General features: G+C 71.8%; 12 protein-coding genes. 8 read left to right on the top strand and 4 right to left on the bottom strand.

What is annotated here, in order from left to right:
• Window positions 1-12: 12 nt before the first annotated feature.
• Genes GGQ63_RS08450 through GGQ63_RS08470 form a run of 5 tightly spaced genes read left to right on the top strand, consistent with a single transcriptional unit; the run spans window position 13 to window position 5379 of the window.
• Window positions 13-1251 carry a glycosyltransferase family 4 protein gene (locus tag GGQ63_RS08450; protein WP_183854641.1) on the top strand — a complete coding sequence of 413 codons (1239 nt, stop codon included), beginning with the start codon at window positions 13-15 and terminating at the stop codon, window positions 1249-1251.
• Window positions 1248-2246, top strand: a complete 999-nt coding sequence (locus GGQ63_RS08455; RefSeq protein ID WP_183854643.1) for an NAD-dependent epimerase/dehydratase family protein — start codon at window positions 1248-1250, stop codon at window positions 2244-2246. Before GGQ63_RS08450 ends, GGQ63_RS08455 begins: the two co-directional genes overlap by 4 nt.
• 57 nt (window positions 2247-2303) lie before the next feature.
• Window positions 2304-3608, top strand: coding sequence for a hypothetical protein (locus tag GGQ63_RS08460; RefSeq protein WP_183854645.1), 1305 nt, complete (start codon window positions 2304-2306; stop codon window positions 3606-3608).
• Entirely contained in the window at window positions 3605-4813 is a 1209-nt protein-coding gene (locus GGQ63_RS08465) for a glycosyltransferase (RefSeq protein WP_183854647.1), read from the top strand. Before GGQ63_RS08460 ends, GGQ63_RS08465 begins: the two co-directional genes overlap by 4 nt.
• A complete protein-coding gene (locus tag GGQ63_RS08470; protein WP_183854649.1) occupies window positions 4810-5379 on the top strand; it encodes an LbetaH domain-containing protein in 570 nt (189 codons plus the stop codon). Before GGQ63_RS08465 ends, GGQ63_RS08470 begins: the two co-directional genes overlap by 4 nt.
• A gap of 2 nt (window positions 5380-5381) precedes the next feature.
• Here the strand turns inward: GGQ63_RS08470 and GGQ63_RS08475 are convergent, their stop codons facing one another.
• Window positions 5382-6164 carry a metallophosphoesterase family protein gene (locus tag GGQ63_RS08475; protein ID WP_183854651.1) on the bottom strand — a complete coding sequence of 261 codons (783 nt, stop codon included), beginning with the start codon at window positions 6162-6164 and terminating at the stop codon, window positions 5382-5384.
• A gap of 159 nt (window positions 6165-6323) precedes the next feature.
• On the opposite strand from GGQ63_RS08475, the gene GGQ63_RS08480 reads away from it, so the two are divergent.
• Both GGQ63_RS08480 and GGQ63_RS08485 read left to right on the top strand, forming a co-directional pair.
• Window positions 6324-8438: a GumC family protein gene (locus GGQ63_RS08480; RefSeq protein ID WP_183854653.1), complete on the top strand. Its 2115-nt coding sequence runs from the start codon at window positions 6324-6326 to the stop codon at window positions 8436-8438.
• 100 nt (window positions 8439-8538) lie between these two features.
• Window positions 8539-9336, top strand: a complete 798-nt coding sequence (locus tag GGQ63_RS08485; RefSeq protein ID WP_183854655.1) for a DUF1194 domain-containing protein — start codon at window positions 8539-8541, stop codon at window positions 9334-9336.
• Between the two features lies 1 nt (window position 9337).
• On the opposite strand, the gene GGQ63_RS08490 is transcribed toward GGQ63_RS08485, so the two are convergent.
• Both GGQ63_RS08490 and GGQ63_RS08495 read right to left on the bottom strand, forming a co-directional pair.
• Window positions 9338-10780, bottom strand: coding sequence for a coiled-coil domain-containing protein (locus GGQ63_RS08490; RefSeq protein ID WP_183854657.1), 1443 nt, complete (start codon window positions 10778-10780; stop codon window positions 9338-9340).
• A 145-nt stretch (window positions 10781-10925) separates the two neighbouring features.
• A complete protein-coding gene (locus GGQ63_RS08495) occupies window positions 10926-11498 on the bottom strand; it encodes a DUF1134 domain-containing protein (RefSeq protein ID WP_183854659.1) in 573 nt (190 codons plus the stop codon).
• A 255-nt stretch (window positions 11499-11753) separates the two neighbouring features.
• Between GGQ63_RS08495 and chpT the strand changes: the two genes are divergently transcribed.
• Entirely contained in the window at window positions 11754-12440 is a 687-nt protein-coding gene (gene chpT, locus GGQ63_RS08500) for a histidine phosphotransferase ChpT (protein ID WP_425502068.1), read from the top strand.
• An 89-nt stretch (window positions 12441-12529) separates the two neighbouring features.
• On the opposite strand, the gene ctrA is transcribed toward chpT, so the two are convergent.
• Window positions 12530-13231 carry a response regulator transcription factor CtrA gene (gene ctrA, locus GGQ63_RS08505; protein ID WP_183854661.1) on the bottom strand — a complete coding sequence of 234 codons (702 nt, stop codon included), beginning with the start codon at window positions 13229-13231 and terminating at the stop codon, window positions 12530-12532.
• Window positions 13232-13918 lie beyond the last annotated feature (687 nt).

Below are 13918 nucleotides of genomic sequence, written 5' to 3' on the forward strand. Positions count from 1 at the left end.
GGAGGGTGGCGCATGGAGCCCGAGCCCGTTCGCCCCCCTCCCGGGCCGGTGGGCACCGCGCCCGCCGCATGTCCGGTTCTGATGCTCGCCCCCTATTACTGGCCGGAGGCGATCGGTTCGGCGCCCTATTGCACCGACCTCGCCGGAGTGCTCGCGGCACGCGGGCATCCGGTGCGGGTTCTGGCACTGCGGCCGCACTATCCCGATCCGGCGCCCTTCGTCGCCTGGGCGGATGGATCCCGGGACGTCGAATGGCGCGACGGCGTTGCGATCCGGCGCGTGCCCACACCCGGAAGGGCGGGAGGCGGTGCGGCCGCGCGTCTGCGCAAGGATCTGCGCTATGCCGCGGCGGTCGCTTCGATGGCTCTGCGGCCGCCGCGGCCGATGCCGCAGGCGATCCTCGTTTTCGTCCCGAGCGCGCTCGCGCTCGCCGCTGCGGCCTTCGTCAAATGGCGGACCGGCGCCCGTCTGATCGCCGTGGTGCACGATGTCGAGAGCGGTCTCGCCGCCGCCACCGGCCTGATGCGCCAACCGGTGCTGCTGGCGCTCCTGCGGGCGGTGGAGCGCTTCGGCCTCGCGGCTGCCGATCGTCGCGTGGTGCCGACCCAGCCGATGGCGGCGGCGCTCCGCCGGCTCGGTTGCCGCGGCGCGATCGACATCCTGCCGCTCTGGGCGCGGTCGGCGCCGCCGGCGCCCCTACCCCCGCTCGACAGACCGGTGCTCGGGTATGGCGGCAGCTTCGGCGCCAAACATGGACTCGAGACCCTGGTGCCGCTCGCCCGCGCGCTCGCGCTTCGTCTCCCGGCGGCGCGGCTCGTCCTGCGTGGCGAAGGAGCGGAACGCCGCCGCCTCGGCGCCGCCTTCGCCGGGCTCGGTAATGTCGCCTTCGAAGATCTCGTGCCGGCCGGCCGGCTCGCCGCCGCCCTCCAGGCGGCCCATCTCCATCTCGTGCCGCAGGCGCCCGGCGTCGCCGATTACGCGCTGCCCTCGAAGGCGCTGTCGATCATGGCTGCGGGCCGCGCCTTCATTGCGGTGGCGCCGCCGGGGTCGCCGCTCGCCCATCTCGCCGAGCGGTCGGGCGGCGGCGTCGCTGTCCCGCCCGGTGATCCTGCAGCGCTCGTCGCCGTCGTCGAGGCGTTGCTCGCCGACAGTGCCCGGCTCGAGGCGATGGGGCGCGCCGGCCGCGCCCATATCGGCGCGCACATGGAGGCTGCGCTCGTGCTGCCGCGCTATGCGGAGCTCGTGCTGTGAGGCCCGAGGCGGAGCGCCTCGGGACGCGGAGTGCCGTCGTCTTCGGCGGCGCCGGTTTCATCGGCGGCCATCTGCTCGCGGGCCTCGCCGCATCGGGCGCGTACCGCACGCTCGTCTCGGTCGACCTTGCTCCCCCGGTTCGGCCGGTCGCGGGAGTTCGCTACCGCATCGCGGACGTCACCGCGCCGCTTGCCGCCGACCTCTGTCCGGATGCCGATGAGGTCTACGACCTCGCCGCGCTGCACAGGACGCCCGGCCATCCGGACGGTGCGTACTACTGGACCAACGTGGTCGGGGCGCTGCGCATCTGCGATTTCGCGCGTGCGGTGGCGGCGCGCACCCTTGTGTTCACCAGCTCGATCGCCGTCTACGGTCCCTCCGAGACGCCGCTCTCCGAAGATGCCCCGCTGCGGCCCGAAACGGCGTATGGCCGTTCGAAACTCGCCGCGGAGGAGATCCACCGTCTGTGGCGGCGCGAGGCGGAGTGCCGCCGGCTGGTGATCGTGCGGCCCGGGCTCGTCTATGGCCGCGGCGAGCGCGGCAATTTCACCCGCCTCGCCGGGTTGATGCGGCGCGGCTGGTTCGTCTACCCGGGCCGCCGCGACGCGATCAAGGCCTGCGGCTATGTCGAGGACCTCGTCGCCTCGATCGCCTTTGCGCTGGACAGGCGGGAGCCGGAGATCGTCTACAATTTCGGTCATCCCGAGCCGCCGACGCTCGAGGCGGTCTGCGGCGCGATCGCCCGGGTCGCCGGCTACCGGCCGGTCCGCCTGGCCGTGCCGGCGCCGCTCCTCTCGGCCGCGGTGCTGCCCTTCGAACTCGCGGACCGGGCGGGCCTGCGCAATCCGCTCCATAGGGGGCGGATCGACAAGCTCACCCGCTCGACCCATGTCGTGCCGCGCTGGCTCATCGAGGCCGGCTTCCGGCCGCGCTTCGAACTCGAGACGGCCCTCGCCGATTGGCGCAGGACATCCGAACATGCCGACTTCGAGTGAGCCGAGCGTCGGCCGCCCGGCCCGCCGGACCACGATCGGCCCGGGGGTGCGCCGGCCATGAGCTTTTCCCTCGCCGCGTTGCCCCATCTCGTCCCGAGCGGTCTGCTGGCGCTCAGGGCGGTGGTCCGTTTCGGCCTCCTGCCGTTCCCGACGGGCCTCGCCGTGATCCTCTTCCTTTCGCAGCTCGTCTTCACCCTCGTCGCGGCGGGGACCATCGACTATCCACATCTGGCGCTCTTCGGGCGCGGCGGCACGCGCCTGCATTTCGAGCGCACCCTCCTCGTCTATGACGCGGCGGCGCTCTTCACGTTCTTCGCGTGCCACGGCGCCGGTGCCGCTCCCGTCGTACCGGCGGAGCGCGCCCCGCAACCGCTCCCCCTCCTGTTGCGCCTCGGGGCGGGCGTCGCGCTTCTGCTCGCCGGGCTCACCGTCTGGTCGATCGACAGGCATCATGCGATCGCTCATGCCGGCTATCTGAACGTCGCCTTCGATCAGGGCTTCGTGCACCGCTTCGGCGCACCGCTCGCGGCGACCCTGCACCGGCTCTGCCCGTTCCTCGCCGCGCTCCTCGCGGCTCTGCTCGTCGCCTTCCTCGTCCTCCGCCAGCGTGCGCTGGCGCTTCTCTTCGGCCTGCTCTCGGCCTGTTCCTATCTCTACCTTCTCAGTATCAACACCCGGACCGCCGCCTTCGGGCCGGCGATCCTCGCACTCGGCGCGCTCGGCCTTCGCCCGCGCGGCGCTATGGCGATCGCGTTCTCATCCGGGCTTCTCGTCGTCTATGCGCTCCTCAATGCCTTGCTCGGGCGGGAAGCGCCGGCCGAGGGCCTGGCCATGCTGCCCGACACGTTCGCCGCCGTCTGGTCGCCGGCCGGTGCGGCGGCGGCGCTGCATCTGCTGCCCAATCTGTGCGAAGGGATCTTCGTCGTGGCGGAGGGCTTCGGGCTCGAGGCCCGCTTCGGTGCCGCCTACACCTGGCTGTCGCTGTCGCCGCTCCCCTCGCTCGCCGACGGCTTCGTGGATGTGTTGCCGCAGCAGGTGCGGCTGCACGCCTATGTGCCGATGGCGGCGGTCACCGAGCTGTGGCGCTTCGGCCTGCTGCCCGCAGCGCTCGTCCTGCTTCTCGTCTATGGCCTTGTGCGCGCCCATTTCACGCTCCGGCGGGCGAGCCCGGTCGCCTTTCTGGCCGTCAACTTTCTCCTCTTCGCGACGCTTTTCGTCGGCTTCGCCTATCCGGTGCGCTCGGCGCTCAAGTTCCTCTGGCTCGGCTATGCCATCGTCGTGCTCACGCGGTGCACCGATATGTCCACGAGGCGTTCTGCGGCACCCGACATCGCATCCTCGCCCGCGCGGGGGCTGCCGTGAACGCGCGGCTCCGCGTCCTCCTTGTTCTGCCCTCGGTCACAGCGGAGGGCGGCGGCGTCACCGAGGCGGCGCGCCGGTTGGCGCTCGGCCTCGCCGGCCGGCCGGAGATCGCCCTCGCGGTTGTCGCCCCGCGGGATGGCGGCGCCTTCGATCCGGCGGACTGGCCGGGCGTGCCGATCCGCACCTTCCGCTATGTCGGCTCGTCGCGTTACCGCTTCTCGCCCGGGCTGATCCGCCATCTCCTCGCGGTTCAGGCCGACCTGCTTCATCTGCACGGCCTCTGGACCGCGCCCGGCCTCGCGGTCTTCCTCGCTGCGCGGCTCCGCCGGCTGCCGCACATCGTCACGCCGCACGGCATGCTCGAGCCCTTCATTCTGCGCCGGTCGCGCCGCGCCAAGGCGCTGGTCGGCGGGCTCTATCAGACCGCGTTGCTCCGGCGCGCATCGGCTGTGCAGGTGACGACGGACGTCGAGGGCGGGCAACTCGCTGACGCCTCGGGCCGGCGCAGCCGTCATGTGATCCCCAATGCGGCGCCGGAGCCGGCCGAGAGGCCGGGACCGGTGCCGGACGGTTGGCCGCCGGAGGTGTGGCTGCCGGAGGTGTGGCTGCCGGACTTGGCGGCGCGGCGCATCTATCTCTTTCTCGGCCGGCTGCACGAGAAGAAGGGATGTGCCGAGCTCTGCGACGCCTGGGACGCGGTCTGTCTCGACGCCGGTTTCGCCCGCCGCGCCGCGCTCGTCGTTTGCGGCTGGCCGGACGGCCCGGGCGATGTGCCGGCCCGCGTCGCGGCGCTCGGCCTGCGGCACGGCAATGCGCTCTTTGTCGGGCCGCGCTTCGGCGCCGAGAAGGCGGCGTTGCTCGCCCGCGCGCATTTCCTCGTCCTGCCCTCGAAGAGCGAGGGCATGCCGATGACGGTGCTCGAAGCCTGGGCGGCGGGTACGCCGGTGCTGATGACCGAGGCTTGCCGTCTGCCGGAGGGCTTCGCCGCCGGGGCCGCGCTGCGGATAGGCGAGGACGCGCCCGCCATCGCCGAGGGTCTGCGCGTCGCCGACCGGCTGAGCACGGAGGAGCGGGCGGCGATGGCGGCGGCGGGCCGGGCCCTCGTCGCCGCGCGCTTCTCCGCGGCGGCGGTGGCGGCGAGCATCGCGGCGCTGTATCGGGCCGTTGCAGATCGAGCCCGGATGCCGGCGGAGAACGCCTCATGAAGGGTCTCCGTGCCGCGCTGCCCGCCCGCCATGCCGGCAGCCGCCGCAATTTCACCTGGGGCCATATCGGCTTTCGTGCCGCCTGGGCGCTCGCCTGGCTGGTGTTCGCCGCCTGGACCCCGCCGCCGCTGCACGGCTGGCGGCGCCTCTTGCTGCGGCTCGCCGGCGCCCGGCTCGGTGCGGGCGCCCGGGTCTATGGCTCGGCCCGGATCTGGTACCCGCCGCATCTCGCAATGGGCGCGGGCGCGGTGCTCGGACCGCATGTCGTCTGCACCACGATGGCGCCCGTCACCATCGGCCGTCTCGCGACGGTGTCGCAGTATGCCCATCTCGTCACCGGCACGCACCGCCTCGACGATCCGGATTTCGGCCTTTCGGCGGCGCCGATCGTGCTCGGCGATCACGTCTGGATCGCCTCCGGCGCCCTTGTCGGACCCGGTGTGACCGTAGGGGAGGGCGCCGTGCTCGGCGCGCGCGGCGTCGCCTTCCGCGATCTGGCGCCGTGGACCGTCCATGTCGGCAATCCGGCCCGGCCCGTGCGCCCGCGCCCGCGGTTCGCGCGATGACGCTATTCCGCGACCAAGAACCGGGGCGGTCCGTCGCCGAGCCGCACCGCACACAGCCGGCCGGTCGCGAAGCAGCCGAGATCGATGCCGATGCGGCGGCCGTCGAAGGACGGCTCGCGCTGCGGCGTATGGCCGTGCACGACGACGGCACCGAGCGGCTCGGTGGCGGAGAGGAAGGGCTCCCTGATCTCCGTGAGATCGCGCTCGCTCTGGGCCTCGATCGGCACGCCCGGCCGCAAGCCGGCATGGACGAGGACGAAGCCGTCCCACAGGGCGGCCACCGGCAGGCCGCGGAGGAACGCGATATGCTCGGCGGGGATCACGGACTGCGCCGCGGCGGCGAGTCCGCGCAGCCCCGCGCCGGCGAATCGGCTCCCCGGCGAAAGACCATAGGAGGCGAGCGTCTCCATCCCACCCTGGGTGAGCCAGAAGGCGGTCCGCTCCGGCGCGTCGAGGAAGGCGAGGAAAGCCAGTTCGTGATTGCCGCGCAGCACGAGCCGCTCGAATCCGGCCGGCGGCGGCGCGAGCAGATGGCCGATCACGCCGGCCGAGGCCGGCCCGCGATCGACGAGGTCTCCGAGCAGCACGATCAGCCGCCGTTCGGCCGACAGGGCGGCGGCATCCGCCGCGATCATCGCCTCGAGCGCGATCAGCTGATCGAGGCAGCCATGCACATCGCCGATCGCGTAGACGAGGTCCGCCTCCGGCCTCAGGATCGAAAGGCGGCGTTCGGGCACGCCGATGCGCCGCGCCAAACCGAAACCGCGCCTGATCGCGCCGAGCATGCGTCTGCTTGTCCTTCTTCGTGCGCGTGGGAACACGAGCCGGCGAATGCGGCACGGCGATGGCCACGCCGGCCGGCAGGTGCGACCTGTGGTTGGTGCTTCGATCGCGCCGATATAGGTCCTGCCGCTGCGGAACGCCAGAGTCCGCCCCCATCGGAGATGCGCGGCACGCGGGCTGCGTCCCTTGCGGACGAGCCGGGGGCCGAGCTGCGGCGAGCGATCGGCCTGTTGCGGCGGCAGCGGCGGCTCATTCTCGGCGTCGCGGCGGCGACCGTCTTCCTCGTGCTCCTCCTCGCGCTCGCGCATCCGCCGCGCTACGAGGCCCGCACGCTCATCCTCGTCGAGGCGGCCGAGCGCAGTCCGCTCGCCATGGCCGGCGCAGCCGACCCGCCACAGGACGATGGCGGCCGGATCGACGGCGAGGTCGAGATGCTGCGTGCACCGGCAACGGCGGGCCTCGTGATCGCCGATCTCGGCCTCGCCGATCCGGTCTTCGCCCCGCGCCGCACGGTGGTCGACCTCTTCCGTCCATTCGGCACGAGGGTCGCCGCCGATTCGCCGGAGCAAGCGGAACAGCGGGCGCGCGACCGGCTCGAAGCCGATGTCTTCATCCTGCGCAAGGGGGCCACCCGGCTGATCGAGATCTCGGCGCGCGCCGATGAGGCGGCTGCGGCCGCCCGGCTCGCCAACGCGTTCGCCGCAGCGCACCTCGAGATGCGTCTCGCCGCGCGGGTCGGCGCGCTCGAAGCGGGGCAGCGCGCCTTCGACCGGGCCGCGGAGGCCGCCGCGTCGGCGCTGTCCCGCGTCGAGGCGGGGCTCGACGCCTTCGTCGAGAAGGCCGTCCGGTCACTGCCCGACCCCGCAGCGCGATCGCGGTTCGAGATGATGCTCGCCGAAATCGACGACGCGGAGGCGGCTCGCACCGGCCTCGGTGCGACGATCGCCGCAACGGCCGATCTCGCCGGCCGGCGCGACTGGTCCGGTCTCGCCGCGCGGATCAGTTCGGCGCGGCTGTCCTCGCTCGTCGCCGAGCGGATCGACCTCCTCAACCGGCTGAGTGCCGCGCGCGGCACGGTCGATCTGCGGCTCCGCCTCGCCGCGCTCGAGCGGCAGCTCGACACCGAATACCGCGCGGCGGCGGCCGACCTGCGGCTGCGGCTCGAAACACGGCGGAGCGAAGAGGAGGCGCTGCGTGCTCGGCTCGCGGAGGCCTTCGAAGCGAGCGCGCTGACGCCGCCTCTCTTGCAGCGCTTCTTCGAGCTGCGCCAGGCCGCGGCGAGCAATCGCGACCTTTATGCGCGCGCGCTCGCCGGCTCGACCGCCTTCGCCGTCGAGCGGGCGGCGCAGCTTCCGGAAAGCCGAATCGTTTCGCCCGCACTGGTGCCCGGCCGCCCGGCCTCGCCCGATCTGCCGCTCGTGCTGGCCCTGTCGGGGCTCGGCGCGCTGGCGCTCGGCATCGGCGCGGCGGTGCTGCGCGAGCGGCACGCCGGCGGCTTCGTCGATGCCGATGCGGAAGGGCTCGACGCACCGGTGATCGCGCTCTTGCCGGAGACGGCCGGCTTCACCGGCGAGGCTCTCGGAGCGGCCTTCGGCGGCCCGGAGATGGTGTTCGGCGAGGCCGTCCGGCGCTTGCGGGCGGCGCTCGAAGGCGGCCGGCGGGTCGGCATGCGGTCGGGCCGTGGTCGGGTCGTGCTCGTCACCTCCGCCGAGCACGAGGAGGGTAAAAGTCTGGTCGCGCTGGCCCTCGGGCGCGCCTTCGCCCGGGCGGGCCGCGCGGCTCTGCTCGTCGACGGCGATTTCCGGCGGCCGGCGTTGCATCGTCTCGTAGGGCTCGCCCCGCGGCGCGGGCTCGCCGACCACCTGAGCGGCGCGGACCCCGAGGCGAGCACGGCGATGCGCGCGACCGACCCCGCGAGCCCGCTCCGCCTGGTGCTCGGCTCCGCGGGCCGTCGCGCCGCCTCCGAGGCGCTCGCCGAGTCGCCCCGCCTCGCGGGCCTGATCGAAGAATCGCGAAGCGCCGCAGACTTCGTCCTCCTCGACAGTTCGCCCGTGCTCGCCGCGGTCGATCCCTGTCGGCTCGCGGCGGAGGCCGATCTCGTGCTTCTCGTGCTTCGTTGCGGACGGACGAGCCGTCCCTCAGCGCGCGCCGCACTCGCTGCGCTCGGGCGGAGCGCGCCGGAGACGCCGGTCCTCGTGGTCCTGAACCGCGCCGAGCGCGGTCTCGGCCGTTTCTTGCCGCTCTGCATCGGCGAGTCTCGGAAGCGGGCCATCTGAGCCCGAGGCCCGTTCGCATCGACCGATGCGTGGTCCGCCTTGCCGGCCGCCGCGCGGGCGTTACCTGAGCAAGGGTCCCGATCACGATGGAGCGAGTTCCATGCCGGCCCTCAGATGGTTCGCCTGCGCGCTTCTGGTGTTCGCCTCCGGTGCGGTGCACGCCGCCGACATCGCGGTCGATCTCGAGCTTGTGCTCGCCGTCGACGTCTCGCGCTCGATGGATGCCGAGGAACAGGCCCTGCAGCGCAACGGCTATGCCGCGGCGATCACGCATCCCGATGTCCTTGCCGCGATCCAGGACGGACCCCTCGGCCGGATCGCGGTGACCTATGTCGCCTGGTCGAGCCCGGTCGGCCAGCAGGTCATCGTGCCCTGGACGCTGATCGACGGGGCGGAGAGCGCGGCGGTCTTCGCCGCGCGGATCGCGCCCGCCGCCTTCGACGGCCGCTTCGGCACATCGATTTCGTCGAGCCTCGTCTTCTCCGCCGGTCTCTTCGAGGGCAACGGCTTTTCCGGCGAACGCCGGACGATCGATGTGTCGGGCGACGGTCCGAACAATTCCGGTCCGCCGGTCGCTCCCGCGCGCGACGCGGTGGTGGCGGAGGGCATCGTCGTCAACGGCCTGCCGATCATGCTGCGGCCCTCGGCCGGCATCGGCATCTACGGCATTGCCGATCTCGACGTCTATTACGCGGATTGCGTCATCGGGGGACCCGGCGCCTTCATCGTTCCGGTGGTCGGGCTCGAAGGCTTCGCCGATGCGGTGCGGCGCAAGCTGGTGCTCGAGATCGCGGCGCGTCCGTCGCTCGTCCTGCCCGCCGCCGACCGTCGCGTCCTCGGGGCGAGCGACTGTCTGATCGGCGAGAAGCTCCGCCGCAACTGGATGAATGATCGTTAGCTCACGGGGAGGGCGGCCCGGCCGTGGCACTCAGGGCGCGGACGCGCTCCATCAGCGTCGTGCCGGGCGGAAAGGGCCGGTCCGGCAGCGGGCCGACCGCGGGTTCCGGCGCGCGGGGCGGGAGCGCGGCGCGGGCGGGCAGGGGCGCCGCCGTGGCGGCGATCGTCTCGACGAGCGCGGCCTCGAGCCGGGCATAGGCATCGGCCTCCGCCGGACCGGTATCGGGCAAGGCGCGCGTGACCGGTGGCGTTGACGCGATAGGGGGCGGCGGAACGGAGGCCGGCAGGGCCGCAGGCGCCGCGATGGGCACGGCCACGCGAGAGGGCTCCGATGCCCCCCCTGGTGGCTCGCGGCCCGCTCCGTCCTTCGGGTCGCCGACGGAGGGCGCTTCCGGGATCGGCGGCGAACCGCCGTCGGGCATCGGGCCGGCGAGCCGCAGCACGGCCGCCGCGATGGCATCGAGCTTGTCGCGAAGCGCTGCGGCGCGGGTCTCGTCGAGCGCGGACGGCGCCGCGGGCGGGACCGCGGAAAGCGCCGTCTCGAGCCGCGCCGTCTCCGCTTCGAGCGCCTCGACCCGGGCTTCGAGCGCGTCCTTCTCGGCCCGCAGGGCGTCCATCGCCTTGCCGAGATTGTCGCCGCCCTCCTCGTCGTCGGCGGGCTGCAGGGCGGCCCGCTCTGCGGCGAGCTGTGCCGCCGCGAGATCGGTCTTGAGCACGGCGATCTCGCCGGCGCGCCGCGCGGCCTCGGGCGCGAGCCGGGCCAGCTCGGCCTCCGCGGCGGCGAGCCGGGCCTCGCGCGCCGTCGCCCGCTGGCGTTCGAGTGCGACGGTGGTGCGCAGGGTCGAGAGTTCCGTCTCGAGCTCGGCGCGGCGGACCGACTCCCCGGTCGCGCCGGTCTTCGCCGCCGCCATCGCATCGCGCAGATTGCCGAGCTCGGTCTCGCTCGCGATCCGCTCCAGCCTGTGCGCCTCGGCCTCGCCGGCGAGCGTCTCGATCCGGGCTTCAGCCGCGAGGAGCGCCTTGCTCTTGTCAACGAGTTCGGCGCTCGCCGCCTCGAGCGCGGCGATCTGCTGATCGCGCGCGGCGAGCGCGGCCGCAAGGGCCGCCTCACGCCGCTCGATCGCGAAGAGGTCGTCGGCCGAGCCGCCATGCGCCTCGGCGAGGCGATGGATGAGGTCGCGGCGGCGGTTGAGCTCGACCGTCTGCTCGGCGGTCTTCGCTTCCAGCCTTTCGAGCGTCGTCTCGAGCCGGCGGATGGCGAGGGCGTGGCCGACGCGGATCTGGTCCTTCTCCGCCGCGATCTCGTCCGGCGTCATCGGCAGGCTGCGCTCCATGTCGCGGCGGGCGAGACGCAGCGCGCGGCGCCAGAAGGGCGGCATCAGCACCAGCCCGACGAGGCCGGCCGACAGCACGCCGAGCGCGAAATACATCACCGCTTCGATCAAGCACCGTCCCCTGGACGCACCGGCCGCCGCCGGTCGAACGCGCGCTCCCGCCACGGGCGGGGTCGGCGCCGCATGCGCGGCGGGCCGCTCTTCCTATTGACACCGGTGCGCCGGAGGAGTCCAGCGGCTTGCCGGCTTTGCGCCGTCAGAAGGGGTTCCAGGTCTGCCGGTCGGTGAACTTCAGATAGCCGAGATTGATGCCGATGCGGGCGCCGACGCCGGCCACGATCGGCACTACGGTGATGTCGCCGCGCGACAGCACGGTCATGCCGACACCGCCGACCAGATAGGCCGAACCGTTGACGCCGCCGAAGCGCTGATACATTCCCCCGATCGAGGGCAGATTGTAGACGAGCATCATCACCCGGGAGCCTTCGCCGCCGAAGTCCCAGCCGATCGAGGGGCCTTGCCAGTAGACGGTGTGCTGCCCGGCATTGCGGGTGTAGAGCGTGCCCTGGCCGTAGCGCAGGCCGCCGATGATGGCGCCCGAGCCCTGCTCGCCGAGGATATAGCCGTTCGGCAGGCCGTAGCTCGATGCCGCACGTTCGACCACGGTGGCGAGCCCGGTCGAGACATTGCCGAAGAAGGACTGGCCGGTCGCGACGATCTCGTCGACGGTGAAGCCACTGCCCGATTGTTGGGCCCCGGCGGGTCCCATGGGGAGGATGGCGAGCGCCATCAGCGCCGCCAGGATCAGGGGCCGGAAAATGCCGGACATCGGGCGCGTTCCTTCTCTCTCGGCACGGCGGCACCTCGAAACGGTACCGCTGCGGCCGAACCTGCCGCTTTTCTTCTCGACCCTGCCGCGAGACTCGACTTCCGGCAACTGCGAAAATCGCCGTCAGGAGACCGAATCGGCCGCAGAGTGTAGGGCAAAAACGGCGGCAGCGCGGCGTTTCGCAAGGATCGCCGGGCGCCACACGCCGGCTTCGGTTGGCAGGGCGCGGCGGGCGGGGTATCCGAGGCGGGGTCGATGGCGACGATTCGGACGGAGGCGGCGATGGAGCATCCCGAGACGCAGACTGTGGAGCTCGCGGCGCTCGATCTCGCGGCGCTCCTGTGCAGCCGGGTCTGCCACGACATCATCTCGCCGGTCGGCGCGATCAATAACGGCCTCGAAGTGCTCGACGAAGAAAACAGCGAGGAGATGAAGACCTTCGCGCTCGACCTCATCCGCAAGAGCGCGCGCCAGGCCTCCGCCAAGCTGCAATTCGCCCGTCTCGCCTTCGGTGCCGCCGGATCGGCGGGGGCGGAGATCGATCTCTCCGACGCCGAGAAGGTGGCGCGCGGCTATATGGAGGGTGAGAAGGCGTCCTTCGACTGGATCGCGCCGCGGGCGCTGATGCCGAAGAACCAGGTCAAGCTGGTGCTCAACCTCGTTCTGCTCGCCGTCGCCGCGGTGCCGCGTGGCGGCTCGATCACCGTGACGATCGAGGGCGAGCCGAAGAATCCGAGCTTCACGCTTCATTGCAGCGGTCCGACCGCGCGCATCCCGCACGCCTTCGAGCGGCTCGTGCCGGGCGAGATCGGCGAGGTGCCGGTCGATGCCCATGCCGTACAGCCTTATTATGCGGGGCTGCTCGCCCGCGCCTGCGGCATGACGGTCGCCGCCGTCTTCGCGGGCGTCGACGTCGTCATCACCGCCCTGCCGAAGGCCTGACGTTTTCCCGCTTACGTCGACCCGCCCCAGGCGTCCGGAAAAGCGAAAGCCCCGCCGGGGCGGGGCTTCAGGGGCGAGAGGTTCGGCGGTCAGGCGCTGGCGCGCAGGTCGCGATCGTCCGGCTCGCGCAGCACATAGCCGCGGCCCCATACCGTCTCGATATAATTGTGGCCCTGCGTCGCCGTCGCGAGCTTCTTGCGCAGCTTGCAGATGAAGACGTCGATGATCTTCAGCTCCGGCTCGTCCATGCCGCCATAGAGATGATTGAGGAACATCTCCTTGGTCAGCGTGGTGCCCTTGCGCAGCGAGAGCAGCTCGAGCATCTGATATTCCTTGCCGGTCAGATGCACGCGCTGGCCGTTCACCTCGACGGTCTTGGTGTCGAGATTGACGGTCAGATCGCCCGTGTTGATCACCGACTGGGCATGGCCCTTCGAGCGCCGGACGATGGCGTGGATGCGGGCGACGAGCTCGTCCTTGTGGAACGGCTTCGTCATATAGTCGTCGGCGCCGACGCCCAGTCCGCGCACCTTGTCCTCGATGCCGGCGAGGCCGGAGAGGATCAGGATCGGCGTCTTGACCTTCGACACCCGCAGCGACCGCAACACCTCGTAGCCGGACATGTCCGGCAGGTTGAGGTCGAGCAGGATGATGTCGTAATCGTAGAGCTTGCCGAGATCGACGCCTTCCTCGCCCAGATCGGTGGTGTAGACGTTGAAGTTCTCGGACTTCAGCATCAGTTCGATGCTTTGCGCGGTAGCGCTGTCGTCCTCGATCAGCAGAACTCGCATTACCTGTCCCCTCGTGCCTGTCCGGGGCCTGGAGCGCCGGGAGAGCGCCCGGCGCCGAGGAAAGGGTCAAAACCCGATTCGGACGCTACCGCCCAATGGTTAACAAATCCCGATTCCGGCCGACAAGAGGATTAAGATCTCGGTGCCTCGGGCACCGCCTCTTCGTCCATCCCGGCCTGCTCGGCCGGTCTGTCGGACCGGGTCCGGGAAACGCGATCCCATCCGGTAAGCGTCTCGTCCGACTCGCGATTTTGGAACGCCGCCGTTCCGCGAGCCTCGGGTTTACCCCCTCTTAAGGCCTCATGCGTCATGTTTAACGGCAGACGTAAAGGAAAGGTTGACGGCGGGTCGGCGGCTTAAGGTTTTGACAAGCGTGGGCGCTCTGGTCGGGGATAACGGGGATATTCCGCCCGTGGGCAACAACGGCCGCCGGGCCGCGAGACCCCATTCGCCGGGCCGCCTCGACCGCCCCTTTGGCCATCCGCTCGTGCCGATCCGTGCATCGGGTCGCGGGGGGGCGCGCCTCGGGGCGCTCGCTGACGGGGAACTGATCCGGGCGAGCGGAAGCCGCCGCCACCCGGGCGTGCTGGGGGGACGGGGCCTTTCGTGCCCCGGGCCGGAGACTGGGCCTTCACTTCACGGGGAAGGGCGGGTGACGCGCATGGGAAAGGGCCGCCGTCCTTCCGT

It is taken from the genome of Prosthecomicrobium pneumaticum, assembly GCF_014199915.1.
GTDB classification, from domain to species: Bacteria; Pseudomonadota; Alphaproteobacteria; order Rhizobiales; family Kaistiaceae; genus Prosthecomicrobium; species Prosthecomicrobium pneumaticum.